27 protein-coding genes are annotated in these 23,259 nt (G+C 35.3%); 18 read left to right on the forward strand and 9 right to left on the reverse strand.

What is annotated here, in order from left to right:
- Positions 1-249: 249 nt before the first annotated feature.
- The 5 genes from RHP76_RS03185 (at position 250) to RHP76_RS03205 (ending at position 5,003) form a co-directional block, all read left to right on the forward strand.
- The gene (locus tag RHP76_RS03185; protein WP_034698295.1) at positions 250-855 is read left to right on the forward strand and encodes a SatD family protein; all 606 of its coding nucleotides are present in this window, start codon (positions 250-252) and stop codon (positions 853-855) included.
- Between the two features lie 2 nt (positions 856-857).
- Entirely contained in the window at positions 858-1,553 is a 696-nt protein-coding gene (locus tag RHP76_RS03190) for a DUF3307 domain-containing protein (protein WP_311229464.1), read from the forward strand.
- A 36-nt stretch (positions 1,554-1,589) separates the two neighbouring features.
- Entirely contained in the window at positions 1,590-2,312 is a 723-nt protein-coding gene (gene purC / locus RHP76_RS03195) for a phosphoribosylaminoimidazolesuccinocarboxamide synthase (RefSeq protein ID WP_047430685.1), read from the forward strand.
- Positions 2,313-2,411: 99 nt separating this feature from the next.
- Positions 2,412-3,911 carry an amidophosphoribosyltransferase gene (purF, locus tag RHP76_RS03200; protein WP_288444606.1) on the forward strand — a complete coding sequence of 500 codons (1,500 nt, stop codon included), beginning with the start codon at positions 2,412-2,414 and terminating at the stop codon, positions 3,909-3,911.
- A gap of 144 nt (positions 3,912-4,055) precedes the next feature.
- Complete coding sequence (locus tag RHP76_RS03205; protein ID WP_288444604.1) at positions 4,056-5,003, forward strand: glycerophosphodiester phosphodiesterase family protein; 948 nt, start codon at positions 4,056-4,058, stop codon at positions 5,001-5,003.
- A gap of 89 nt (positions 5,004-5,092) precedes the next feature.
- Here the strand turns inward: RHP76_RS03205 and RHP76_RS03210 are convergent, their stop codons facing one another.
- The 7 genes from RHP76_RS03210 to aroB all read right to left on the reverse strand — a co-directional run bounded on the left by RHP76_RS03210 (position 5,093) and on the right by aroB (position 10,910).
- On the reverse strand, positions 5,093-5,812 hold the full coding sequence (locus RHP76_RS03210) for a porin family protein (protein WP_062669702.1): 720 nt from the start codon (positions 5,810-5,812) through the stop codon (positions 5,093-5,095).
- Between the two features lie 365 nt (positions 5,813-6,177).
- Positions 6,178-6,876, reverse strand: a complete 699-nt coding sequence (locus RHP76_RS03215) for a porin family protein (protein ID WP_065119536.1) — start codon at positions 6,874-6,876, stop codon at positions 6,178-6,180.
- Between the two features lie 431 nt (positions 6,877-7,307).
- The gene (locus tag RHP76_RS03220) at positions 7,308-7,895 is read right to left on the reverse strand and encodes a porin family protein (protein WP_062669698.1); all 588 of its coding nucleotides are present in this window, start codon (positions 7,893-7,895) and stop codon (positions 7,308-7,310) included.
- A gap of 205 nt (positions 7,896-8,100) precedes the next feature.
- The gene (locus RHP76_RS03225; RefSeq protein WP_311229465.1) at positions 8,101-8,565 is read right to left on the reverse strand and encodes a porin family protein; all 465 of its coding nucleotides are present in this window, start codon (positions 8,563-8,565) and stop codon (positions 8,101-8,103) included.
- Positions 8,556-8,720, reverse strand: coding sequence for a hypothetical protein (locus RHP76_RS03230; RefSeq protein WP_311229466.1), 165 nt, complete (start codon positions 8,718-8,720; stop codon positions 8,556-8,558). The genes RHP76_RS03225 and RHP76_RS03230 overlap by 10 nt, the downstream gene beginning before the upstream one ends.
- A gap of 231 nt (positions 8,721-8,951) precedes the next feature.
- The gene (locus RHP76_RS03235; protein WP_062669694.1) at positions 8,952-9,587 is read right to left on the reverse strand and encodes a porin family protein; all 636 of its coding nucleotides are present in this window, start codon (positions 9,585-9,587) and stop codon (positions 8,952-8,954) included.
- A 276-nt stretch (positions 9,588-9,863) separates the two neighbouring features.
- Positions 9,864-10,910, reverse strand: a complete 1,047-nt coding sequence (gene aroB, locus RHP76_RS03240; protein WP_062669692.1) for a 3-dehydroquinate synthase — start codon at positions 10,908-10,910, stop codon at positions 9,864-9,866.
- Positions 10,911-11,011: 101 nt separating this feature from the next.
- On the opposite strand from aroB, the gene RHP76_RS03245 reads away from it, so the two are divergent.
- Positions 11,012-12,193 carry a pseudouridine synthase gene (locus tag RHP76_RS03245; protein ID WP_228432286.1) on the forward strand — a complete coding sequence of 394 codons (1,182 nt, stop codon included), beginning with the start codon at positions 11,012-11,014 and terminating at the stop codon, positions 12,191-12,193.
- A gap of 182 nt (positions 12,194-12,375) precedes the next feature.
- Here RHP76_RS03245 and pncA read toward each other — a convergent pair whose 3' ends face one another.
- Positions 12,376-12,981, reverse strand: coding sequence for a bifunctional nicotinamidase/pyrazinamidase (gene pncA, locus RHP76_RS03250; RefSeq protein ID WP_034698270.1), 606 nt, complete (start codon positions 12,979-12,981; stop codon positions 12,376-12,378).
- A 214-nt stretch (positions 12,982-13,195) separates the two neighbouring features.
- Between pncA and RHP76_RS03255 the strand changes: the two genes are divergently transcribed.
- The 5 genes from RHP76_RS03255 (at position 13,196) to RHP76_RS03275 (ending at position 16,516) form a co-directional block, all read left to right on the forward strand.
- Positions 13,196-14,338, forward strand: coding sequence for a DEAD/DEAH box helicase (locus tag RHP76_RS03255; protein WP_311229467.1), 1,143 nt, complete (start codon positions 13,196-13,198; stop codon positions 14,336-14,338).
- A gap of 216 nt (positions 14,339-14,554) precedes the next feature.
- Positions 14,555-15,091 (forward strand): YfiT family bacillithiol transferase, encoded by a 537-nt coding sequence (locus RHP76_RS03260; protein WP_062669686.1) that lies wholly within the window; start codon positions 14,555-14,557, stop codon positions 15,089-15,091.
- Between the two features lie 53 nt (positions 15,092-15,144).
- Positions 15,145-15,546 carry a DUF1569 domain-containing protein gene (locus RHP76_RS03265; RefSeq protein ID WP_123279917.1) on the forward strand — a complete coding sequence of 134 codons (402 nt, stop codon included), beginning with the start codon at positions 15,145-15,147 and terminating at the stop codon, positions 15,544-15,546.
- Complete coding sequence (gene ytxJ, locus RHP76_RS03270; protein ID WP_216444634.1) at positions 15,543-15,923, forward strand: bacillithiol system redox-active protein YtxJ; 381 nt, start codon at positions 15,543-15,545, stop codon at positions 15,921-15,923. Before RHP76_RS03265 ends, ytxJ begins: the two co-directional genes overlap by 4 nt.
- Positions 15,920-16,516 (forward strand): Crp/Fnr family transcriptional regulator, encoded by a 597-nt coding sequence (locus RHP76_RS03275; protein WP_034698263.1) that lies wholly within the window; start codon positions 15,920-15,922, stop codon positions 16,514-16,516. Before ytxJ ends, RHP76_RS03275 begins: the two co-directional genes overlap by 4 nt.
- Positions 16,517-16,647: 131 nt before the next feature.
- Here RHP76_RS03275 and RHP76_RS03280 read toward each other — a convergent pair whose 3' ends face one another.
- Positions 16,648-18,069: an aminotransferase-like domain-containing protein gene (locus tag RHP76_RS03280; protein WP_277694774.1), complete on the reverse strand. Its 1,422-nt coding sequence runs from the start codon at positions 18,067-18,069 to the stop codon at positions 16,648-16,650.
- A 96-nt stretch (positions 18,070-18,165) separates the two neighbouring features.
- Here RHP76_RS03280 and RHP76_RS03285 point away from each other — a divergent pair, with 96 nt between their 5' ends.
- The 7 genes from RHP76_RS03285 to RHP76_RS03315 all read left to right on the forward strand — a co-directional run bounded on the left by RHP76_RS03285 (position 18,166) and on the right by RHP76_RS03315 (position 23,244).
- Positions 18,166-19,050, forward strand: coding sequence for a DMT family transporter (locus RHP76_RS03285; RefSeq protein ID WP_311229468.1), 885 nt, complete (start codon positions 18,166-18,168; stop codon positions 19,048-19,050).
- A gap of 512 nt (positions 19,051-19,562) precedes the next feature.
- A complete protein-coding gene (locus tag RHP76_RS03290) occupies positions 19,563-20,159 on the forward strand; it encodes a Crp/Fnr family transcriptional regulator (RefSeq protein ID WP_311229469.1) in 597 nt (198 codons plus the stop codon).
- Between the two features lie 51 nt (positions 20,160-20,210).
- Positions 20,211-20,825, forward strand: a complete 615-nt coding sequence (locus RHP76_RS03295; RefSeq protein WP_228432485.1) for a Crp/Fnr family transcriptional regulator — start codon at positions 20,211-20,213, stop codon at positions 20,823-20,825.
- A 215-nt stretch (positions 20,826-21,040) separates the two neighbouring features.
- Positions 21,041-21,826: a KGG domain-containing protein gene (locus RHP76_RS03300; protein WP_311229470.1), complete on the forward strand. Its 786-nt coding sequence runs from the start codon at positions 21,041-21,043 to the stop codon at positions 21,824-21,826.
- A gap of 72 nt (positions 21,827-21,898) precedes the next feature.
- Entirely contained in the window at positions 21,899-22,486 is a 588-nt protein-coding gene (locus RHP76_RS03305; RefSeq protein ID WP_311229471.1) for a ferritin-like domain-containing protein, read from the forward strand.
- Between the two features lie 62 nt (positions 22,487-22,548).
- Positions 22,549-22,851 carry a hypothetical protein gene (locus RHP76_RS03310; RefSeq protein ID WP_131797461.1) on the forward strand — a complete coding sequence of 101 codons (303 nt, stop codon included), beginning with the start codon at positions 22,549-22,551 and terminating at the stop codon, positions 22,849-22,851.
- A gap of 15 nt (positions 22,852-22,866) precedes the next feature.
- On the forward strand, positions 22,867-23,244 hold the full coding sequence (locus RHP76_RS03315; protein ID WP_062669667.1) for a hypothetical protein: 378 nt from the start codon (positions 22,867-22,869) through the stop codon (positions 23,242-23,244).
- Positions 23,245-23,259 lie beyond the last annotated feature (15 nt).

A 23,259-nucleotide genomic window follows, 5' to 3' on the forward strand; every position in this document is an offset into this window, starting at 1 on the left:
GGAGTATGAGCGGATAGCAGGAACAGCTTCTTATTATAAAAAAAGTATAAAAAAGTAGAGTTAAAGTAAATATAACAACAGGATGATTGAATGTTTTTTTGCTTTTCCGTAATTTTATGGTTGGCATAAAGCCTTAAAAACCTTATGTTTACTACATCATTGATATAAGCTGATTCGCTAATAATGAATATCTATAAGTGTTTCTGCTTATATTTTTTATATATAAGTAATTATGCTTATATTTGCAGTATGATAGCGGTCATTACCGGTGATATTATAAATTCACAGCATGCGGACACTGAAGTTTGGATTACCAGACTTAAACATCTTCTCGAAAAATGGGGAAGCGCTCCTCACACATGGGAAATCTACAGGGGAGATGAGTTTCAGTTCAAGTGCAAAATTGATGACGTTTTCTGGCGTTTTCTAGCCATAAAATCTCTTATTAAAAGTGTCGAAAATCTGGATGTAAGAATGGCCATAGGTATTGGTGAGGAAAGTTTCTCTTCTGAGAAGATCACTGAATCTAATGGTACAGCTTATGTTAATTCAGGAAGACTGCTTAATGATCTTAAAAGTGACGGTCATACGGTTGCTATTAAAACCTCCAGTGATCCGGTGGACAGGGATCTTAATATCCTGTTGAAATGGTCGTCCAAGGATTTTGATAACTGGACGATGGCTACGGCAGAGATTATTCATGAAATGATCATGAATCAGGATATCACACAGGAGGATCTTGCTAAGAGATTTGCTATTTCACAGTCTTCGGTAAGCCAGAGACTGAAACGAGCCAACTATGAGCTCATCGTGGAAACCAATCAGTATTTCAGAAAGAAAATCTCAGAATTATAGGCATGATCTTCATCAAACTCATATTGGCACATCTACTCGGAGATTTTATACTTCAGCCAAATTCATGGGTTGCAGATAAGGAAAACTATAAACTGAAAAGTAAGTTTTTATACATTCATGTTCTGATTCACATTGTTTTAAGTCTGATTTTTATTTGGGATCTTCAGCTTTGGTGGGTTGCTGTATTAGTGGGAATAACTCACTTTATTATTGATGCAGCCAAGCTTAGTTTCCAGAATGTAAAGACTAAGAAAAGATGGTTTTTCATAGATCAGCTGCTGCATATTCTGGTGATTGGCGGAGTTTCTTTTTATTTCCAGGAATTCAGCTTTGGATTTTTACAGAATCAGGAATTTTTAAAGGTAATTATGGTGGCACTGTTTTTAACAACACCGGCTTCTATTTTTATAAAAATCTTATTGTCATCATGGACGCCCGCTCCGGATGGCCCCAATACTATTCAAACCGAATCTTTATCAAGTGCCGGAAAATATATCGGAATTTTAGAACGCCTGCTGGTTTTCACTTTTATTATGGTGAATCACTGGGAAGGCGTAGGTTTCATGGTGGCTGCCAAATCTGTTTTCAGATTCAGCGACCTTGCACAGGCAAAACAGAGAAAGCTTACAGAATATGTATTAATTGGTACACTGCTGAGTTTTGGACTGGCTGTCTTAACAGGAATAATAATAAAATAAATTAATAAATCTAACTACAATTTAGAAAGTAAAATTATGAGTCAAAAGAAAGAAATGTTGTACGAGGGGAAAGCAAAACAAGTATTTGCAACCGATAATCCTGATGAAGTAGTAGTACGTTTCAAAGACGATGCTACAGCATTTAATGCTCAAAAAAGAGGTCAGGTAGACCTTAAAGGAGAAATGAACAACGCCATCACAACTCTTATTTTTGAATATTTAAATGAAAAAGGGATCAAAACTCATTTCATCCAAAAATTAGACGAAAGAGAGCAGCTGGTAAGAAAAGTATCTATCATTCCTTTGGAAATGGTAGTAAGAAACTACTCTGCAGGAAGCATGGCGCAAAGATTAGGAGTGGAAGAAGGAATTAAATCTCCGGTAACGATCTTCGATATCTGTTATAAAAAAGATGAATTGGGAGATCCGCTTATCAATGATCACCATGCCGTTTTCTTAGGAGCAGCTACTTACGAAGAACTTGACGAAATGTATGAGTTATCTTCAGATATCAATGATATCCTTATCGACCTGTTTGACAAAATCAATATCATCCTGGTAGATTTCAAAATCGAATTAGGTAAAACTTCAGACGGTGAAATCATCTTAGCAGACGAAATCTCTCCTGATACTTGCAGACTTTGGGATAAAGATACCATGAAGAAATTAGACAAAGACAGATTCAGAAGAGACTTAGGAGAAGTTACTGAGGCTTATGTTGAAATCTACAACCGTCTTAAAAATCTTTTACAGAAATAAGATTTAATTTATTTGAAGATTAAACCATTTAAAAATTAAACAGGCTGTAATCTTTTTAATCATTAAATTTTTTAATCTTTTAATTTAGAAAAAATAGAAATGAAAAGTTTAGACATTCATAAAAGTGAATATTTAAAACAGTTTGAAACCCAGACTTACGGAAGGAATCTTTTCAGAACTCAGGAAGAGGAAAGACTGGATGCCCCTAATGAAGAATGTGGGATCTTCGGAATGTATTCAGATAATGATCTGGATACTTTCTCTCTTTCACAGTTTGGCCTTTTTGCATTACAGCACAGAGGTCAGGAGGCTTGTGGTATTTCCGTTTTAAAGGATGGAAGAATCACAAACATGAAAGACGAAGGACTGGTTTTGGATGTTTATAAAGAAATTCAGGAACCTGAAACTTTTATGGGAAATTCTGCAATTGGGCATACCCGTTATACCACTGCAGGAGATAAGAAGAAATATAATTTTCAGCCATTTTTCGCGAAAAACGAATATGACCAGATTATACTTTCTATAGCACACAATGGTAACCTTACCAATGCCAAAGAATTAAAAGCAGAATTAGAAGCTGAAGGCGTAGTTTTCAGAGCGACTTCCGATTCTGAAGTTATCCTGAGACTGATTCAGAAAAACCTTGATTTAGGTCTTCGTGGAGCGATTAAAGCAACCATGGAAAAGATTGAAGGAGCTTATTCTGTAGTAGGGATGACCCGAAACAAATTCTTTGCATTCAGAGACTTCAACGGTATCCGTCCGTTAGTATTGGGGGCTATTGATGAAAAATCTTATGTAGTAGCTTCAGAATCTGTAGCATTGGATGCTGTGGGTGCTCAGTATGTACGTGATATCCTTCCTGGTGAGATCATTTATACCAACGAAAACGAACCTGGAAAACTTCATTCTTATATGATGGATGAAGCGAAGGGTAAGCAGAGAATCTGTTCTTTCGAATATATTTATTTCGCAAGACCTGACTCTACTTTAGAAAATATCAATGTTTACGAGATCAGAGAAAAATCCGGAGAGAAAATCTGGGAACAGGCTCCTATAGAAGCTGATTTGGTAATTGGAGTTCCGGATTCCGGAGTTCCGGCTGCTATTGGTTTCTCTAAAGCTTCAGGAATACCTTTCCGTCCGGTTTTGATCAAAAACAGATATATCGGAAGAAGTTTCATCGTTCCTACACAGGAAATGAGAGAAAGGGTAGTAAACCTTAAGCTGAACCCGATCATCTCTGAGATGAAAGACAAGAGAGTAGTCATTATTGACGATTCTATTGTTCGTGGAACAACATCTAAAAGACTGGTTAAAATTTTAAAAGATGCAGGTGTAAAAGAGATTCACTTCAGAAGTGTTTCTCCACCCATTATTGCTCCTTGTTATCTGGGAATTGATACTCCGTCTAAAGATGATCTTATCTCAGCGAATATGACTACGGAAGAACTTAAAAATTATCTGGGAGTAGATTCCTTAGAGTTTTTAAGTATAGACAACCTGAAAGACATTTTAGGATCAGCTAATCACTGTTTCGGATGCTTTACAGAAGAATATCCTGTTGGAAAAGGAGAAGAGATAGATTTATTCAATTAATCTCTTTATCTGAAATATATCAAAATAGAAGAGCTGGATTTGTAATCCGGCTCTTTTGTTGTTTAAATGTAGCAAAAGCTTAATATTCCTGTATTATAGAGTATATAATGGAGTTTTAATTTTGTCAGATTAAAACTTCAGGATATGAAAAACGCACTTTTTACGGGTATTTTTCTGGTATTTACCCAATTGTATTCTTCGCAGTCTTTTGACAAGCAGGCACACCGCGGAGGAAAATCTCTTTACCCCGAAAATACGATCCCGGCAATGAAGAATGCCCTTAAAATGAATGTGACAACTCTGGAAATGGATTTGGCCATCACCAGGGATAAAAAAGTGATTCTTTCGCATGATGCTTTTCTTTCACCGGAACTGGTTACAAAACCGGATGGAACTTACATTCCCAAAGATTCAGGCTTTTATTACAAAATATATGAAATGCCTTACGCAAAGATCAAAACATTTGACGTAGGATTAAAAAAACTGAATAATTATCCTGATCAAAAGAAAATGAAGGCTCAGAAACCGCTCTTTTCAGACGTCATTGATGCATCTGAGGCTTATGCCAGAGAATTGAAAAGACCACTGCCTTTTTACAATATAGAAACGAAAACACGTCCCTTTTCTGATAACATATTTCATCCTGAACCGAAAGAATTTGTAGATCTGATGATGAAGATTATTGTAGAAAAAAATATTCAGGACAGGGTAATCATTCAATCTTTTGATCCACGGACACTGGAAATTCTTCATAAAGAATATCCTAAAATCATGACCGCTTTACTTGTGGAAAAGGTAGATGATAAAAAACTGGCCCAGCAGCAGGCTTATTTTAAAAATATTCCTGTGGAAAAGTTCAAAATGTATCCAGATCATCTGAGTGGAGTAGCCGGAGATATGAAGTTCCTGAGTTTCACTCCTACGATTTACAGTCCGGAACACAATCTTGTAACGTCTCAATTAGTACAGGAATGCCACTCATTAGGCATGAAAGTAATCCCATGGACTGTGAATACCAGAGAAAGATTAAAGGAATTAAAAGAAATGGGAATAGATGGGGCGATCAGTGATGATCCGAGAATATTTGAATAAAACTTTTGATATAAATAGCCGGAAGAAAATCTTCCGGCTATTTTATGCGTGCAAGGTTAATGCACTTCGGTTAAAAAATTGGTTCTTAATTAGAATTTGTAGTTAAGACCTAACTGAAATACTCTGTTGTTGTTTTCAGCGGCAGACATGCTCTTATCAATCTTTGTTAAGCTGTTTACATATCTTGCATTGATACCGATATTGGAAGTGATATCATATCCTAAACCAAGGCCTAAACCAAAGTTGAATTTGTTGATCATATCTTTGTCGATATCTGTAGAGTGAGAACTTGAAGTAGTTGTTGTAACACCTCCAGTAGTACTTGCTACAGTAGATTCTCCTTTATTTTTCCCGTTAATGAAATAACTGAATTCAGGTCCTGCTTCAATATAAAATTTGTCAGTAGGTCTCATCTGAACCATTAATGGAACTGAAATGTAATCCATTTTTACTCTGCTCTGTACTTTAGTTTTTACATTCGTTACTCCATTGTCAGTTTCTGTAGAATACATTACATCTTTTGCCCCCATTTGGTTGTATAATACCTCTGGCTGTAAGCTGAAATGTTTTGAAAGTGGAATATTAACGAATGCACCTGCGTGGAAACCTAGTTGTTGTGTGTTGATTCCAAATTTCTGCTGGCTGAAATACGCTGAGTTTCCCCCTGCTTTGATCCCGAATCTAATAGGCTGAACATCTTTTTTTAGTGGTGATGCATTGACTGTTTTCGTTTCCGTCTTTGTTTCTGTCTCCTGAGCGAAAGCTAGTGTACCAGCAGTTAATGCTAATCCTAAAAATAACTTCTTCATAATTTTATTTTTTAATTTTACTATTTGTGTGTCGGATATCTCTCAATCAGACTCCAAGTATTTTGCAAATTGCTTGCCAAAGTCGAAAAATGCCTGTTTAAAGGGCTTTTCAAATGGTTTTTGAAAAGTTTAATTTAAACCATTTATCCCTTTTTGATGAATAAATGTTTTGTAAACTGAATGTTTTGTGAAAATAGTTGAATGCTCAATACGCTTTATTATTGATAATTGAAATCATGAGAAATTTTAAACTGGAATTGACTTTTTCAGGGATTAATAACTCTTCCGGACTCTTTTTAAGAATAAAAAATAAAAATACCGGACTCTTAAAAGCCCGGCATCCGTTTTGAAAATAATAAATATCTCTATTTAAAGCGATAAGCCACTCCAAGCTGAAGCGCATTGTTTTTGACTTTACTACCGTAATCATTCTTGAAAATTCCTGTTATACCTGCTGTGAATCTTGCAGTCACTCCAAAATTTTGTGTAAAATAATATCCTGCGCCAATTCCAATTCCAAAATTGAATTTATTATATAATTTCATTGAAATTTTATTAGAGAAATTCTCAGAATTAACAGTCGTTGTATTATCGTATCTTATTTCGTTTCTTCCGTCTCCTTCTATTTTTCCTCCCAGAAGTAATCCGAATTCAGGTCCTGCTTCCACATACAATTGAGGAAGAATATTGTATTGAACCATAATAGGAAGAGTAAGGTAGTTTAGATTAGTTTTGTACTCATATTCCTGCTTCGTAAAATAATCTCCGGAATCATGAATAAAGAGATCTTCCGTTTTTGATCCTAGCTGGCTGAAAAGAAGCTCGGGTTGTATACTGAATTTTTCAGCAACAGGAATATTGGCAAATATTCCGATATGTGAACCGGCTTTGATTTTTTCGTTATTATCAACTTCGTTTCTTTCCCCTCTGCTGAAAGTAGAACCATTGAAACCAGCTTTAATCCCAAATTTTACTGAAGATGGTTGGGTAGGAGACTTTTCTTTTTCCTGAGCATTCATTAAAAAAGAGCCAACAAGTGTAAGTCCTAGAAAAATTTTTTTCATGATTATAAGTTTTATTTTCTGTTTTTTTTGTGGCAAAATATCTGCCATAAAGATAAGAAGTGATAAAAATCATATGGTATGCGAAAAAGTCAGGATTAAACTAATAAACCTGACTTTTTCTATTGAAATCAAAATGTATTTTAAATAAAACAAAACACTTTTCAGTATTCTGTTGTGCACTCTAATGTCCAGCTATCTCTTGCAGTTCTCGTTAAAAATTAATGGTAATAGTTAGAGTTAGTTTTGAATTTCAATTGAATACACAATTGAATCAATACCTATTCATTGTAAAACAGGAACTGTAAAATTGGAAATTCCGGAATAGAGTACAATTACTATTCTGTACGCAAATTTCTTGCCAAAAAATATTCAAACAATAAAAAAGCCGGATTTACTATAATCCGGCTTTGTATTGAATAGAAAGTTTGTTTTTAGAATTTGTAAGCTAAACCAAATTGGAATACTCCGTTTTTCGCTTTATCTTCAGATAAATCAGGTCTGTTTTTCGCTACATCTGTTAAACCTGCAACATATCTTGCAGTAACTCCGATATTTTGTGTGAAATAGTATCCTGCTCCAAGACCAATTCCGAAATCAAATGATTTGAAAATATCTTTGGCATCTGCAGAGTTTGATTTATATTTTAATTTTGAATTCACAAGGAAACTAAACTGTGGTCCAGCCTCCAGGTATAGATTAGGAAGAGCATTGTACTGAAGCATTAAAGGAACAGAGATGTAATCTAGGTTTGCTTTAGCATCGCTGTCTGCTTTAAATTTTGCTCCCATTCCGCTGTACATTACTTCCGGTTGGAAAGAGAAGTCCTGAGCTACAGGAATATTAGCGAATACTCCTCCGTAAAATCCGGCTTTAGAGTTGAAGTCATTATCAGAAAGAGTAGAGATATTAAGACCTGCTTTTACACCAAATCTAACTGGCGAAGCGGAAGCTGTTGAAGTTTTCTGAGAGAAAGCAAAAGTACCTGCTACTAGGGCAAGGCCTAAAAAAATCTTTTTCATAAGTTTTTTATTTTAATAGTTTTTAAGTTTTATTTAACTTTTCATTAAGAAACAAACTGTATGCCAAAGTGTAAATGTACTGTGAATGTACCATTTATTGTGGTTTTTGAAGAATAATTTTTCTATCGCATTAAAAAAGTCGGATTAATTTTAATCCGACTCCACTTTAATTATAAAAATTTAATGAAAAAAGCTTAATAAAGCTTTAGAATTTGTAGTTTACTCCTACCTGGAATACACCATTTCTAACAGATCCTTCTCTGTCATATCCGTATTGGTATTTTGTTTTTACAATATCAGATAATCCTGCAGTGTATCTTACATTCACGCCAATGTTTTTGGTTAAATTGTAACCGGCTCCCAACCCGATTCCAAAGTCGAACGATTGAGTTGCATTTTTTAAAGCACCAGTAGAAGCGCTTTTCTTTAATCTTGCATCAATTAAAAAGCTAAATTGTGGTCCTGCTTCCACATATAGATTGGGAAGTGCTTTATATTGGAACATTACAGGTACGGAAAGATATTCTAAATTAAGTTTTGCATTGCTGCCTCCTTTCTCTTTAGCTCCCACAGCATTATATAATACTTCCGGCTGAACAGAAAAATCCTTAGCGACAGGAATATTCACAAAAACACCACCATAGAATCCGGCTTTTGAATTCATATCCATATTAGAAAGTTGGAAACATTTAATCCCGCCTTCAAACCGAATTTGATTTTGGGTGAAGATGTGGATGGAGTAGTAGCCTCTGTAGAAGTTGAAGTGCTTTGAGCAAAAGCAAAAGTACCTGCGATAAGCGCCAGGCCCAGAAAAATCTTTTTCATAGATTAGTTTAATTTTTACGTTGTTTAACGTCCGAGAAGCAACAAACAATATGCCGGTAAACCCCTTGTATAAAGACTTTATGGGTTTTTAACAAATCCATAAATCATCAAATTGGGATATATTTTTGTTATTTTGTCGACACTTTGTTATTTTAACATAAAAAAAGAACAGATTAAAAAATTAATCTGTTCTTTTTTATTGAATATAAAATTTGTTAGTGAATATGTAGCTTACTTAAATTTATAAGCTAATCCTACCTGGAATAGGTTGTTTCTTGTAGCATCAGATCCACTAGGTCTGTTTTTCGCTACATCTGTTAAACCTGCAACATATCTTGCGGTAAGTCCTAAGTTCGGAGTGAAATAATATCCAGCTCCAAGACCAATACCAAAGTTAAATGTATTTAAATTGTCTTTGTAGTTGTCTGTAGTACTTGACTGCCCGTTTGATTCATTTTTGAACTTGTTTTTAGCACTTACCATAAAACCAAATTCAGGTCCTGCTTCCACATAAAGATTTGGAATCAGGTTGTACTGGAACATTACCGGTACTGTAATATAATCTAGTTTAGTAGAAGCTGAATATTTAGTTCCTGCTAACGTATAATCTGATTTATTACCATATTGTGAATACTGAACCTCTGGCTGAACGCTGAATGAAGCGGCTAATGGAATGTTGGCAAATACACCTGCGTTGAATCCTATTTTAGATTTTTGATCATCAAGACCACTATCTTTTGAAAGGGACGAAACGTTCATACCTCCTTTTACCCCAAATGTTACCGGATTAGAAGATGTGTTTCCTGTCTGTTGAGCGAATGCGAATGTTCCTGCAGTTAACGCTAATCCTAAAATTAACTTTTTCATAACTTTAATTTTTTTAATTTTACTCTTTCTTAATTTTAAATTTTACTACTTGTCCAGCTTTTCAGTTGAACGGAGAGTATCTTTCAAATTGCTTGCCAAAATTTTTTTTATGAGTAAAATCAATAAAAAAAATCACTTAGTGTTTAAGTGATTTTTTAAATAAAGTATTGATTGTTAATTATTTGTAATTTTAAATAAATGTTTGTTTAGACGTGGTCTAAATTGACAATTTTGTCAAAAACACGTTTTAAAATAAATTTATTTTTGAAAAACACGTTAAGCATCGTTCAATTTTCTATAAAAAGATAAAGATTCAAGGATATTTTCCTTGCTGCACTGATGATCATAGATGCAACAACCTATTCCAGAAAGCAGAGAGAAATTGATTTTGCTGTCGGTATTCTTCTTGTCATTCAGTAGTAAAGCAGTAATATCTTCATCTTTAAAATCGCTGATATCAAGGTATGGATAATATCTCTGAATGTTTTCAATGATTATTTTTGAATCTTCTTCAGAAATAAGGTTTTCAAGATAAGCCAGATGAGCTTCAGCAATCATTCCCATAGCCACAGCTTCACCGTGAAGGATCGGGTTTTCCTGCTGCAGACATAAACTTTCTACCGCATGTCCTATGGTATGCCCGAAATTAAGTGTTTTTCTAATGTTCTGCTCATGGAAATCCTGATCTACAACATTCTGTTTAATATTCATAGACGTTTGAATATGTGGGATTACCGTTTCTACTTCCAGTTTACGGATCTGTGTTAGCTGGTCCCAATGATTTTTATCAGCAATTAACCCATGTTTCAGCATTTCAGCAAATCCGCTTCTTAATTCTTTAAAAGGTAGTGTTTCTAAGAATTTGGGAAAAATAAAGATTTGCTCAGGGAAAGCAAAAGTTCCCACCATATTTTTATAGTGCATCAGATCAATCCCGGTTTTTCCCCCTATGGAAGCATCACACATCGATAGAAGGGTAGTAGGAATATTGATAAACTGTATTCCTCTTTTATAAGTAGATGCCACAAATCCGCCCATATCGGTTATTACACCACCGCCAAGGTTGATAACCAGCGCTTTTCTGTCCGCCTGCATTTCTGTAAGAATTTCCCAAAGTTGATTGGCTGTCTGGATATTTTTCATTTCTTCTCCCGCTTCAATCTCTAAAATTTCAAAGCCAAGATCCGTTTCCATATTTCCTAAAAGAACAGGAAGGCAGTATTCATGGGTATTTTCATCTACAAGAATGAAAATTTTACTGAAAGTTTTTTCGTGAAGAAACTCGTTGAGCTGTGAAAAATTATCGTTTAATATTGTTATCATCTTCTATTTTATGTAAAGTTAAAATGTAAACTATAGTGCAAAGTTATGATTCTTAATTTTTAACTCGTAACTAAATTACTATCTTTGCATAAATTTTTAGAATGAGCAGAGATAATAATAATTCAGATAGACCAAAGAGACCAAGAATTTCAACCAAGAAAAGTTCTGATGATTCTCGTGCTTCCAGATCTGGAAATTCTTCAGGATCAAAACCTTTCAAGAAACCGTTTTCTAAAGACGGAGGAAGAAAAGGACCAGAACATCAGGGATCCAACTCAAGATTTGAAAAGAAACCTTTTAAAAGAAATACCGACAGTTTCGAAAATTCTAACGAAGATTCAGGTTCAAAATCTGAAAGAAAACCTTATATCACGAACAAAAGTGAGAGCTATGAGAAAAAATCTTTTGGAAAACCGAAGAGAGGAGGAAAGAATTTCGATACAAGAGATAAGTATGAAAGAGGCAGCCTGAAATACGGAAGAAGACCATCTAATGGTGAAGACAGAAATGATGACAAAACAAGATCTTTTGTACAGAAAAGAAGGTTGAATAAAATTGAAAAAGATGTTCATAAAGACAGCATCCGTCTTAACAAGTATATCGCTAATTCCGGAATCTGCAGCAGAAGAGAAGCTGATGAACTGATTACTCAGGGATTGGTAGAAGTCAACGGAAAGGTGGTAACTGAAATGGGATATCAGGTACAGAAAACAGACAGAGTAGTTTTTGACGGACAAAGCATTACTCCTGAAAAACCTGTATATGTACTTTTGAATAAGCCAAAAGGTTATATTTCTACTACAAAAGACGATAAAGCAAGAAAAACTGTAATGGATCTTGTAGCGAATGCTTCTCCGTACAGACTTTTCCCGGTGGGAAGACTGGATCGTTCTACAACAGGAGTTATCTTACTGACCAATGACGGACACATGACCAAAAAACTGACGCATCCATCTTTTGATGCTAAGAAGATTTATCATGTAACATTGGATAAAAAACTTACTGGTGAAGATTTACGTCTTATTGCAGAAGGAATCCGTCTTGATGAAGGATTAGCTGTGGTTGATCAGATTTCATATATTGAAGGGAAACCTAAGAATGAAATTGGAATTGAGATCCACATCGGATGGAACCGTGTGATCAGAAGAATTTTCCAGAGATTAGGATACGAGGTAGAATCTTTAGACAGAGTAATGTTTGCAGGATTAACGAAGAAGAATATCAAGAGAGGACACTGGAGAATCCTTACAGAACTGGAAGTGAACAACCTTAAAATGCTTTAAAACAATGATAAATGATGAGTTATAAATGATGAATAACAGATTCAGATTTGTAATTTACTTCATTCTCTCAAAAGTATCTTTAGGATAAAAAACAAAAAGCGCAGAATTATTTTCTGCGCTTTTTTATTGTTGTAAGTGGTGAATTGCAAAATTTATAACTCATCATTCATCACTTAAAAGAATTAACCCAACACCGTTACTCCTTTTTCAATCATTTCATAGATGGCATCTCTGCCGTTGTCAGGTTTTACGTTTACTGCACGTGTTCCATTGAAATGAAGGCACGTTACATATCCGTTAGCTACTGCATCCTGTGCTGTAAATTTAACACAATAGTCTAATGCCAGACCTACAATTTCTACCAGTTGGATATCATGGTATTTCAGGAAATCATCCAAACCTGTTTTCATAAAATGGTTGTTATCCTGGAAACCGCTGTAGCTGTCAATTTCAATATTTTTACCTTTCTGTACAATGTGGGTTACTTTATCTCTGTTCAGATCTTTGTGAAATTCTGCCCCAAAAGTTCCCTGAATACAGTGATCCGGCCACATAAACTGTGGAACACCATTTAAAATAATACTTTCTCCTACCTTTCTTCCATTGCTGCTTGCAAAACTTTTATGACCTGCAGGATGCCAGTCTTGTGTAAGAACCACCTGATCATATTCATTTTCCTCCATCAGGAGATTGATGTATGGAATAATTTCGCTCGCTCCAGGAACTGCAAGTGCTCCGCCTTCACAAAAATCATTCTGTACATCGACTATTATTAACGCTTTTTTCATATTTTGATTTCTCGAATTTTTGATAAATTTACAAAACTAATCTTCAAAAATTTGTCCAAACCTGAATTTTAGGACAAATCGGCAATATAAATTTTCAATGTTTTTGAATGAAAGGCATAAAATTTTAAATAATTGAAGTTTATCTGCAGCCTATTGTATTTTGAGGCTTACACCAAATATCAATAGCGTATCTTTGCAGGAAATAAGTATTTTTATGTCATTTGAATCGTTAGGATTATCACACAATATTATTCGTTCTGTCAAAAAATTAGGATATTTAAAACCGTTCCCTATACAAGAGCAGGCTGTTCCTGTTATTTTGGAAGGGAAAGATCTGATGGGAATTGCTCAGACAGGTTCTGGTAAAACAGCGTGTTTTGTGATGCCGATTCTAGAAAAATTACAGAATGCGGAAGTTAAAAAAAACCGTAATGTTCAGGTTTTGATATTGGTTCCTACCAGGGAATTAGCTATTCAGATCGATGAAGTTTTCAGGGCATTCACAGAAAATCTAAAGAGAGAAGTCCGTACGATGGCTGTTTATGGAGGTGTTTCTATCAATCCACAGATGAAGGGAATGTTTGGAGTGGAAGTTTTGATTGCTACTCCGGGACGTCTGCTGGATTTAATTGATCATAATGCATTAAGTATTTCAGGAATTAAACATTTGGTGATTGATGAAGCAGATAAAATGTTTCAGCTAGGGTTTGGTGAAGAAATGAATAAGCTTTTTGCCATGATGCCTGTAGCGAAACAAACTACTTTATTTTCAGCTACCTTGAATGATAAAGTTGCTGAAATGAAAGAACGTCTTTCTATCAATCCTACAATTATTGAGATTAAAAAAGAAGAAGTTGAAATTGATAATATCGAACAGCTTGCTTATCATGTTGCTCCGGAAAATAAAGGACCTTTTTTACGATATCTGATCAAAGAAAAAAAAGTTGAAAAGGCTTTGATTTTTGTTTCGTCTACAAGATCTGCAGATAATCTGGTAGAGAAACTTAAAAAGAATAAAATAAAAGCTATGGCCATTCATAGCCAGAAGTCACAGGGAGCGAGAAGAAATAATCTGGAAGAATTTAAAGTAAACGGTGCTCAGATTTTGGTGGCTACAGACTTAATTGGGCGAGGAATCCATATTGAATCCCTGCCATGTGTTATCAATTACGAGTTGCCGCGTTCACCGCTGGATTATATTCACCGTATTGGTAGAACAGGGCGTGCCAATGAAAAAGGAACTGCAATCAGCATTTTGACGGATGATGAATTGCAGCATTTCAGAGTAATTCAAAAGAAAATGGGTCGAAAAGTAACCCTGCAAAGAACAGAAGGTATTGATTTACACGGATATTAATACTTTATTATAATCAAGAAAGGTTTCAGTTTATACAATTGAAGCCTTTTTTAATAAAAAATCGGTACCACAAAAAACATTATCGGTATAATTAATGCTTTATTCACTTTATATTCTTGAATTTTTGATAAATTCGCGCAAGCTGGTATTTGTCAATTATTCTCATCAATAATAGTAATACCAATCGGCAATAATTAAAAAATTAAAACCTGAACAATGATTGATTTAGAGAAAAAAAAGTTTCCAATAGGCCCGTTTGAAGTGCCTGAAAATATTTGTGATATTACATTGGATACTTATATCAAAGTAATCAAAGATTTTCCTGGAAGGCTAAAGAATCTTATTGAACATTTTACAGACGATCAATTGGATACTCCTTACAGAGAAGGAGGCTGGACAGTAAGGCAACTTGTGAATCATCTTTCTGACAGTCATATGAACAGTTTTATCCGTTTCAAACTGGCACTGACAGAAGAAAATCCTACTATAAAGCCTTATGATGAAGCGAAATGGGCAGAGCTTCAGGACAGTTTTCATATGCCCGTAAAACCGGCAATGAGAATGTTGAAGGGAACACACCAAAGATGGGTAGCTCTTCTTAAAAGTCTTACCAATAAACAGTTTGAAAGAACCTTCCATCATCCTGAGCACAATAAAAATTATAATTTAAGAGAAAGCCTTGCTTTATATGTGTGGCATTGCAATCATCATTTTGCTCATATTGAAAATCTGAAGATAGAAAAAGGTTGGTAAGAAAACGTCTTAATAATCCTATATATTATCAGGAAATCGTTAACAGGATTTCTATGTTATCTAAAAACTCTATTGGAAAATGGGGGAAGATGAACGTGTGTCAAATGCTAAAGCATTGTGATTTAGTTCTTCAGGTGGCTTTGGGAAAGTTCGAACTTCCCCGTATTAATGTCATTTTTGAGGCAGTAGGGATTTTTACTAAAATAGAAATGCATATTTTCAATAATGGAATTCCCAGAAACATGCCTACTTTTCAAAAACTAATCGTTAATTTTGAGTGTGATTTCGATGTTTCAAAAACCAATCTGCTGAAAACGCTGGAAGAATTCCGGGAAGTTTGTGAAAAAAACAACCTGCCGGACCGCCACAGATTATTCGGTACAATGACTGAAAAAGACTGGACATTTTTAGAATACAAACATCTTGATCATCATCTAAAACAATTTAATGTATGAGTTTTTTTGATAAAATATTCGGTGGTAAAAACGAAACCCCTGACCAAAAAACATTCTGGAAAAAGATAGAATCTGAAGAAGACCTTGCCAAAGCAATGGAAGACTCTTTTCAGAATAGGATAGCGATATTTAAACATTCTACAAGCTGTTTCATAAGCAGGACAGTTTTGAAAAACTTTGAAAAAGAAATAGAAAATTCAGACCAACCGGTGAGTGTATACTATCTGGATTTATTGGCACACCGGCCTGTTTCTAACAAAATAGCAGCAGATTTTGAGATCAGACATGAAAGTCCGCAGCTGATTGTCATAGAGAACGGAAAACCTGTTAACAGTGCTTCACACCAGGATATTTCTTTAAGCCAGATTGTATCATGAAGAATATAAATAATTATTTAGCCAAAGTTTTAAATGTTCCGCTTCAGAATGTGAATACGTGTAGTCTTCACTATGAAGTAAAGAAAATTCCTAAAAACCAGTTCCTTCTTCAGTATGGTGAAATCTGCCGACATATTTTCTTTGTAGAAAAAGGCCTGATAAAGATGTATTCCATTGATAAAAACGGAAAGGAACATATTATACAGTTTGCTCCGGAAAGCTGGCTGATTTCTGACCGAAGCAGCCTTTATTTCAATGAAAAATCCATTTATTATATAGAAGCAGTGGAAGATTCTGAAGTTTTGTTTCTTCATCCAGATTTCTTCAACAAACTGGTAGAACAATTTCCGAACAGCATCGAAAGAAGTGATTTTCTTCTTCAGAAACATATCAGAAGTCTTCAAAACAGGATCAATTCTTTATTGGGAGAGACTGCAGAAGAAAGGTATATGAAATTCATCAAAATGTATCCGGATTTACTCCTGAGAGTTCCACAATGGATGATTGCTTCTTACCTCGGAATTACTCCTGAGAGCCTGAGCCGTGTAAGAAAGGAGCTGGCGAGAAAAAATTTCATCCCGGATAACAAATAAGAAAGGCTGGGAGATGGAGGCTTGAAGTTCTGGTAAATATAAAAAAACTTCAAGAGTTATAAGATTTCCTTTACATTATCAATAAGAATTGAGGTAAATTATTTTTAAAACTATTTTAGCCTCCATCTTCCTTACTTTAAATAAATCTTTTTGGCAAGCTGTCCAACCTGTCTGAGTTTTGTCTGTGTATCTTCCGACCATGGAAGCCCTATGCAGAGCCTCATGCAGTTTTCAAACTGTTCCTGAAAGGTAAACATTCTTCCGGGAGCGATACTGATATTCTGTTTAATGGCCAGATCGTATAATTCTGTTGTTCGAATCTTTTGATCAAATTCTACCCATAAAGACAAGCCTCCCTGTGGACGACTGGTTTTTGTGCCTTCAGGAAAAGATTCCGCAATGGTCTGTACATAGTTCTGATAATTGAACTGTAATGTTCTGCGAAGCTGCTGAAGGTGCTTTTCGTATTTTCCGGATTTCAGAAAATTGGCAACAGCTTCATTCACAATGGAAATAGAAGATGTAGAATGCAGCAGTTTAAGCTTAAGAATTTTATCTTTATATTTCCCCGGAGCAATCCAGCCTACACGATATCCGGGAGCCAAAGTTTTTGAAATAGAGCTGCAATACAGTACGTTTCCGTCCTTATCGAAAGATTTACAACATTTTGGACGGCTGGAACCAAAATAAAGGTCTCCATAGACGTCATCTTCTATCAACGGAATATTATTTTCAGAAAGTATTTTTACAATTTCCTTTTTATTTTCATCAGGCATACAGCTTCCCAAAGGTGAATTAAAATTGGGAATCAACAAGCACAGATCTATTTTAGGCATTAATTTTTTTAAAGCCTCAATTTCTATTCCGGTAGTGGGATGGGTAGGAAGTTCCAAGACTTTTAAACCCAAACCATTGGCAAGCTGAAGAATTCCGGGATAACAAGGGCTTTCAATAGCAACGGTGTCTCCTGGTTTTCCTAAAGCCATTAAACAAAAAGAAAGAGCATTCATTCCGCCATTGGTGGTAATCAGGTCATTTTCGCTCAGATTTCCTCCCCATTGCAAAGAACGTACAGCAATCATTCTTCTTAATTTCAGATTTCCCTGAAGTTCTTCATATTCTGTACCACCGTCTTTTAATTCCCTTGTGGCGTTTACAATTTCTTTCTTAAGTTTAGCCTGAGGTAAGAGAGCTCCTGATGGAATTCCTATAGAGAAAAAGGTAAGATCCTTTTTACCCATATTTTCATATACCTTACTGATCAGCTCATCCGGTTCATCATTATTGGCGATCAATGATGGGCGACTTACCTCAGGTAAAGGAAGTTTTACAGAGAGCAGCTGGCTTACAAAATACCCAGACTGTGGTTTAGATTCTACTAAAGACTGTGATTCCAGTTCCAGAAAAACACGCTTGGCAGTATTCATACTCACCTGATGTTCCTGGCATAGCATTCTTACAGAAGGAAGCTTGTCTCCTGTCTTTAGAATCCCATTTCTGATCTGTCCTGCAATTCCGTCTGCAATTTCCGTATATAAAAATTCTTTACTCATATTGTTAAACTGTGCTCATGCAAATATAAAAAACTGATACTGTGTTTATTTAATTATCCTTTCTAATTTTGAATATTAATTAAAAGCTTGAATAAAATGATGACAAAGCGACTATCAAAAGATGAAAATATAAGTGGCTGGATCAATGGATTTATAGGTGTAGTTTTATTTAGCGGGGGGTTGCCGGCCACTAAATTAGCTGTAATGGAAATGAGTCCTACTTTTGTAACGATTGTTCGTGCAGCTGTTGCCGGAGTCCTGGCGCTTACCGTATTATGGTTTGGGAAAGAAAAACGTCCTGTCAAAAAAGATTTGATTCCATTATTATTGGTTTCTCTTGGCTGTGTGGTAGGATTTCCTCTTCTTTCAGCATTAGCGCTTCAATATCTTACTTCAGCGCATTCTATTGTATTTCTGGGAATGTTACCTTTGGCTACTGCTGTATTTGGTGTGATGCGTGGTGGTGAAAGACCTCATCCAATATTTTGGCTTTTTTCGATTGTAGGAAGCCTTTTGGTGATTGGCTATGCTGTTTCACAAGGAATATCTGCATCACCTATTGGAGATATTCTGATGCTGCTTGCCGTTATTTTATGTGGTATGGGTTATGCTGAAGGAGCTAAATTATCCAAGACATTAGGCGGATGGCAGGTGATTTCGTGGGCTTTGGTATTGGCGCTGCCTGTAATGATTCCTTTATTTTTTATTTATTTTCCGGCTGATATTCAAAATGTCAGTTTTCAGGGATGGTTTGGAATGGCTTATATTTCTCTTTTCAGTATGTTTATTGGATTTATATTCTGGTATAAAGGATTAGCACAGGGAGGAATAGCTACTGTTGGCCAGCTGCAGTTACTTCAACCTTTCTTTGGGCTGGCATTGGCTGCATGGCTTCTTCATGAGCAGGTAAGTGTAGGAATGCTAGGGGTGATAGTAGGGGTGATCTTATGTGTTGCAGGAACTAAGAAGTTTGCGAAATAATTAAATATAAAGCATTCATGACTTATAAAAGAATTAACCAATCATAATCTTATTTTGACTTTATTAACACAAGAATCTTACAGGTTTTCCAATACAAATCCAATCCCTTCCGGTACAATATAGGATCTACGGTTTTTTCAAAAAAATGTACATATATTACAAGAAGCCGTAACAATAGAATACAAAAAAAATAACAAATTTTCCTGTTATTACATTGAAAACCCCGTTCTAATCAAGAGAATCGGGGTTTATTGTTTGGCGTTTTTACATATTGATGAAACTATGTTTTTAAAAATACAATATCAAAAAAGTAATTTAATTGCATTTTTAGTAATGATATTCAATCAATAAATACAAAAAGACTTAAAGTTGTTGAAATTTTTAACATTTTTTAACTTTAATGACAATAGGTAAGGTGTGGTTTTTGCATTCATTTCAGTATCGATTATCAATAATATTTTTACTAAGACTAGGAGGATAGGAAGAAGAAAACAATTCCAAAAAAAACTATTATGGTTATCGACGAAAACATTTTGATTTCAGCGGGAGCAGAAACGAGACGTTATACCCCTTCAGAAATGATATTCTTTGAAGGAGACATTCCTAATTATTATTACCAGATTGTAAAAGGAGAAGTAAAACTCAACAATTATAATGAGGAAGGCAAAGAGTTTATTCAAAATATTTTATCCGACGGGGAAAGTTGTGGAGAATCTATTCTTTTTATAGAAAAGCCATATCCTGTGAATGCGGAAGCTATTACAGAATGCAGTATTCTGAGACTTCATAAATCTGCTTTTTTCAATCTGTTGAGTCAATCTCCTGAATTATATATGGAGGTAAACAGTTTTCTTTCTGAACGCCTTTATTATAAATTCATTATGATGCAGAGTCTCTCTTCTCAAAACCCTTCTATACGGCTTAGAGGATTAATGGACTATCTTAAAAGTTCTCAAAAAGACCTGAGTCCCTATTCTTTTTTAGTTCCCTTAACCAGGCAGCAAATGGCGAGTCTTACAGGGCTTTGCGTGGAAACTGCAATAAGAACGATTAAACATATGGAAAGAGATAAAATTGTGAGAATTGAAAATCGTAAAATTCTATACTAACCTTATTTCAGGCATATTATTTGTTTTTCATTAAAAAAATCCATTGAAATTATGAAAACAATAAGCTGTATGAATATTGATGAAAATCTTTTGTACTCCTATGGCGCAGAAGACAGGATATATAAAAAAAAAGAAGTTGTTTTTAAAGAAGAAGATCATGCGCTTTATTATTTTCAGATAGGTAGCGGAAAGGTGAAGCTTAATAATTATAGTGAAGAGGGAAAAGAGTTTATTCATAATATTTTAGGTAAAAATCAAAGCTTTGGGGAAGCCATGCTTTTTCTTAGTCAGGATTATCCGGTGAATGCAGTTTGTCTTGAGGCATCCAGAATTATAAGACTTCCCAAAAATAATTTTCTGGAAATGATCGATCAGCACCCCCATCTTTCTCTTGAAATGAATGCCTGTTTTTCCCAGGAAATTTATTATAAACTAAAAATGATGCAGAGCCTGGCTTCACTAAATCCCATGCATAGACTAAAAGGATTAATGGATTATCTTAAAAGCTTTCATCATGAAGATTGTCATCAGTGTTTTCACATCGCATTTACACGCCAACAGATCGCCAATCTTACAGGTCTGCGTGTAGAAACAGTGATTAGAAACCTAAAAAAGATGGAAAAAGAAGGTATACTTTCTTTAAAAGATCGTAAAATTTTATATTAAATATGATTTTAATGACTCAGATCATAAAAACGTGAGTTATTCTATTGTACATTTGGCATAGTTCTTCAACACTATTCTTAAGCCCTTAGTAAAAGGCAAGCAAAAAGCATTTCGCTTTTATTATTATTTAAAATTACCGACACCCAATTGTTGCCGTCTAATACTAGTCACGGACTGCAATAGACATCACTAAATATTAATAAAAAAATTCAGTTATGAACACTATAAATTCGAGAAGCAGCAGCACAAGAGGGCGTTCGCATTCGCCAGAAAACCTTGAAGAAGTATATCAATTAGGATATGATCATGGTTTTAATGATGCAACAAGAGATGAAGATTATGACGATGATTTTTCAGAATATGAAAATTATTTTGATAATGAAAATGACGATTATGATGATGATGATTACGATGAAGATGATTATGATGAATACGACGACGATTATGATGATGACGAAGAAGACGATGATGATCAGAGGGGTCGTAGAGGAGGAAGAAGCAGTTCCAGAGGCGGAAACGGCAACCAGCAGAGAGACAGCCAAGGAAGATTTACTTCCGGTAGAGGCGGTTCTCGTGGAGGAAACTCCGGTGGTAGTTCCCGAGGACGTTCGAATTCTGGTTCCGGCTCCCGATCAGGAGGCAGAGGCAGGTCATCATCGGGAGATGGTACTTCAAGAAGAGGTTTCGCTTCCATGAGCAAAGCTGAACGTACGAGAATAGCCAGAATGGGAGGTCAGGCTTCACATGGTGGAGGCAGATCTTCGAACTCAGGTTCCGGCTCAGGAAGAGGAGGTTCATCGAGATCAGGAAACAATAGTAATAGCTCAGGAAGAGGAGGTTCAAACTCAAACTCAAACTCAAACTCAGGAAATTCAAGAAGAGGATTTGCTGCGATGAGTAAATCTGAGCGTACAAGAATAGCCAGAATGGGAGGCCAGGCATCCCACGGAGGCGGAAGATCTTCAGGTCGTTCCGGATTCGGAGGCAGACGTAATTCATAATTCTTTTTCCAGGATTGCCTCTTTAGACTTATATAAAGAGGTAATCCTTTAATAACAAACACCATTTACACCATGCCCAATAAAATATTAGAAACTGAAAGTGCAGTTCCTGCTACCAAGAAAGATACGGCAGATAAAGAAACAGTCAACAAGGATGAAATGAAAAGTTCTCCGCTGCATAAGTTTTTTGTAAGTGCTCTTAAAGATATTTATTTTGCTGAAAATGCCATTCTTGAAGCGCTGGAAAAGATGCAGGAAGCCGCAACAACGGAAGAACTGAAGGATGCGTTTGAAGATCATCATCTTCAGACCCAAAAACACGTTAAGCGACTGGAAAAAGTATTCCAGCTTATTGAAGAAAAGCCCGAAAAAAAAGAATGTAAAGCTATTAAAGGAATCATCGAAGAAGGCGAAGAAGTCATCAAATCCACAGAAGATGGTTCTGCAACAAGAGATGTAGCACTAATTATTGCTGCACAGAAAGTAGAACATTACGAAATTGCCACTTACGGCGGGCTGGCCCAGCTAGCCATAACCATGGGACATGATAAGGCTGCAGACCTTCTTGAAAGAACCCTTCAGGAAGAAGAAGATACGGATTCGTATCTTACAGATATTGCGGAGACATCCATCAATTTCGATGCAGAACAAGAAGACTAAACTATGCAATAAGCCATATAGCTTGTTCCATATGGCTTATTTTAATCATGAAATCAAAATATATGGACTGTCAGAAAATCATAAAAACACTGAAACACAAAGATTTTGTAAAAGTCTCCCATACAGGGACGTGTTTCGAAGATGGAGCTGCAATTTATGCTAAAGAGATCAGAGAAAATATCTTCCTGCTATTTATCATTCTGAAAGATATTGATATTGAAAATATCCAGGCGTTAATTGCTCATTTCGACTGTTTAGGCAGTATAGGCTTAAAAGAACCGGAGCAGATCATGTTTTATTTATCCATAAAAGATAAAAATGACCTTCATTATTTTGAACAGTATTTGAAAGTTTCCAATAACTAATACCATTTTTTGAATATGACATTTGAAAACGACACTTTGCAACAGTCCGAATTGAACAACAAAAATAATGCAATAGAGAATGAGTCTTTATTTCCGTCTGTTATGAATTCTTACGGAGTGACAGCTTTTCTGATCAAGTCTCTGGAAAAGATTAAGAACAATGCTACCTGTGAAGTTCTGAAAGGAGTTATAGATACTTATCTCGAAGAATATATCCTCAATATCCAGGAGTTCCACTCTAATAACACAACGAAAACTACGGATATGGATGCTGAAATAAGATATGAATCTCCCGCATTTACTTTATATGCCAAAACAGCTTATTATAAAGTTCTAAAGGAAGAAGAATATATCAACAGGATTCTTGAAATTCTGGGAAATAAGACAGATTAATTTCTGTGTCCCATG

Origin of the sequence: Chryseobacterium sp. SG20098 (assembly GCF_031844745.1) — a bacterium.
In the GTDB taxonomy this organism is placed as follows: Bacteria; Bacteroidota; Bacteroidia; order Flavobacteriales; family Weeksellaceae; genus Chryseobacterium; species Chryseobacterium cucumeris.

What these genes read in the sequence shown, in the direction of transcription:
- RHP76_RS03215 (WP_065119536.1), bottom strand. Translation starts at nt 6,876, where the DNA reads ATGAAAAAAATTTTTCTAGGACTTACACTTGTTGGCTCTTTTTTAATG.
- RHP76_RS03315 (WP_062669667.1), top strand. Translation starts at nt 22,867, where the DNA reads ATGACATTTGAAAACGACACTTTGCAACAGTCCGAATTGAACAACAAA.
- RHP76_RS03235 (WP_062669694.1), bottom strand. Translation starts at nt 9,587, where the DNA reads ATGAAAAAGTTAATTTTAGGATTAGCGTTAACTGCAGGAACATTCGCA.
- ytxJ (WP_216444634.1), top strand. Translation starts at nt 15,543, where the DNA reads ATGAGTTTTTTTGATAAAATATTCGGTGGTAAAAACGAAACCCCTGAC.
- RHP76_RS03190 (WP_311229464.1), top strand. Translation starts at nt 858, where the DNA reads ATGATCTTCATCAAACTCATATTGGCACATCTACTCGGAGATTTTATA.
- RHP76_RS03300 (WP_311229470.1), top strand. Translation starts at nt 21,041, where the DNA reads ATGAACACTATAAATTCGAGAAGCAGCAGCACAAGAGGGCGTTCGCAT.
- RHP76_RS03205 (WP_288444604.1), top strand. Translation starts at nt 4,056, where the DNA reads ATGAAAAACGCACTTTTTACGGGTATTTTTCTGGTATTTACCCAATTG.
- RHP76_RS03260 (WP_062669686.1), top strand. Translation starts at nt 14,555, where the DNA reads ATGATTGATTTAGAGAAAAAAAAGTTTCCAATAGGCCCGTTTGAAGTG.
- purF (WP_288444606.1), top strand. Translation starts at nt 2,412, where the DNA reads ATGAAAAGTTTAGACATTCATAAAAGTGAATATTTAAAACAGTTTGAA.
- RHP76_RS03225 (WP_311229465.1), bottom strand. Translation starts at nt 8,565, where the DNA reads ATGGATATGAATTCAAAAGCCGGATTCTATGGTGGTGTTTTTGTGAAT.
- RHP76_RS03275 (WP_034698263.1), top strand. Translation starts at nt 15,920, where the DNA reads ATGAAGAATATAAATAATTATTTAGCCAAAGTTTTAAATGTTCCGCTT.
- purC (WP_047430685.1), top strand. Translation starts at nt 1,590, where the DNA reads ATGAGTCAAAAGAAAGAAATGTTGTACGAGGGGAAAGCAAAACAAGTA.
- RHP76_RS03220 (WP_062669698.1), bottom strand. Translation starts at nt 7,895, where the DNA reads ATGAAAAAGATTTTTTTAGGCCTTGCCCTAGTAGCAGGTACTTTTGCT.
- RHP76_RS03285 (WP_311229468.1), top strand. Translation starts at nt 18,166, where the DNA reads ATGATGACAAAGCGACTATCAAAAGATGAAAATATAAGTGGCTGGATC.
- RHP76_RS03265 (WP_123279917.1), top strand. Translation starts at nt 15,145, where the DNA reads ATGTTATCTAAAAACTCTATTGGAAAATGGGGGAAGATGAACGTGTGT.
- RHP76_RS03210 (WP_062669702.1), bottom strand. Translation starts at nt 5,812, where the DNA reads ATGAAGAAGTTATTTTTAGGATTAGCATTAACTGCTGGTACACTAGCT.
- aroB (WP_062669692.1), bottom strand. Translation starts at nt 10,910, where the DNA reads ATGATAACAATATTAAACGATAATTTTTCACAGCTCAACGAGTTTCTT.
- RHP76_RS03305 (WP_311229471.1), top strand. Translation starts at nt 21,899, where the DNA reads ATGCCCAATAAAATATTAGAAACTGAAAGTGCAGTTCCTGCTACCAAG.
- RHP76_RS03245 (WP_228432286.1), top strand. Translation starts at nt 11,012, where the DNA reads ATGAGCAGAGATAATAATAATTCAGATAGACCAAAGAGACCAAGAATT.
- RHP76_RS03310 (WP_131797461.1), top strand. Translation starts at nt 22,549, where the DNA reads ATGGACTGTCAGAAAATCATAAAAACACTGAAACACAAAGATTTTGTA.
- RHP76_RS03290 (WP_311229469.1), top strand. Translation starts at nt 19,563, where the DNA reads ATGGTTATCGACGAAAACATTTTGATTTCAGCGGGAGCAGAAACGAGA.
- RHP76_RS03295 (WP_228432485.1), top strand. Translation starts at nt 20,211, where the DNA reads ATGAAAACAATAAGCTGTATGAATATTGATGAAAATCTTTTGTACTCC.
- RHP76_RS03280 (WP_277694774.1), bottom strand. Translation starts at nt 18,069, where the DNA reads ATGAGTAAAGAATTTTTATATACGGAAATTGCAGACGGAATTGCAGGA.
- RHP76_RS03255 (WP_311229467.1), top strand. Translation starts at nt 13,196, where the DNA reads ATGTCATTTGAATCGTTAGGATTATCACACAATATTATTCGTTCTGTC.
- RHP76_RS03185 (WP_034698295.1), top strand. Translation starts at nt 250, where the DNA reads ATGATAGCGGTCATTACCGGTGATATTATAAATTCACAGCATGCGGAC.
- RHP76_RS03230 (WP_311229466.1), bottom strand. Translation starts at nt 8,720, where the DNA reads ATGAAAAAGATTTTTCTGGGCCTGGCGCTTATCGCAGGTACTTTTGCT.
- pncA (WP_034698270.1), bottom strand. Translation starts at nt 12,981, where the DNA reads ATGAAAAAAGCGTTAATAATAGTCGATGTACAGAATGATTTTTGTGAA.